General features: G+C 50.7%; 1 protein-coding gene. It reads right to left on the bottom strand.

Annotated features, from left to right (window positions below; all coding sequences use genetic code 11):
• Positions 1-661, bottom strand: a 661-nt coding sequence (locus QP915_RS11590) for a GTP-binding protein (protein WP_284769433.1), incomplete at its 3' end; no start/stop codon positions are given.
• Positions 662-680 lie beyond the last annotated feature (19 nt).

Below are 680 nucleotides of genomic sequence, written 5' to 3'. Positions count from 1 at the left end.
CGCTGCCATAATAGACCGGGAACAGGGAGGCGTCTTGAACCCGCCGCTGTTCCTCCCGCACAAGTTTTTCCCGGCTGATTGGTTCTCCTGCGATATACTTTTCCAATAATTTATCGTTATTTTCGATGACCGCATCCCATGCTTCTATGTCGGTATTTTCCTCCAGGACTATTTCCGGGGACAGCGACACCGTCTGCTTGATGATAATATCGGCGGAGAGCTTATCCCGAACAGACTGAACCACGCTCTGCAAATCAACGCCAGCCTGGTCGATCTTGTTGATAAAGATAACGGTGGGAATGTTCATTTTCCGCAGGGCATGGAACAGAATACGGGTCTGGGCCTGCACGCCATCTTTAGCGGAGATCACCAAGATGGCCCCATCTAAAACAGCCAAAGAGCGGTACACCTCCGCCAAAAAATCCATGTGGCCGGGCGTATCCACAATGTTGACTTTACATCTGTGCCACTGGAAGGAAGTGACTGCCGCTTGAATGGTAATCCCACGCTGCCGCTCCAAAAACATGGTGTCCGTCCTCGTTGTCCCTTTTTCGACGCTCCCCGGTTCTGAAATGGCTCCGCTGGCATATAGCAGGCTCTCCGTCAAGGTCGTCTTTCCAGCGTCTACATGGGCAAGAATTCCAATATTGATTATTTTCATGTGATTGTCCTCCCTTTAC

The sequence above is a fragment of the Corynebacterium sp. MSK158 genome (genome assembly GCF_030229085.1).
Classification (GTDB): domain Bacteria; phylum Actinomycetota; class Actinomycetes; order Mycobacteriales; family Mycobacteriaceae; genus Corynebacterium.
Note: the sequence above shows the minus strand (reverse complement) of the source record. Positions and strands in the feature narration are given on the sequence as shown.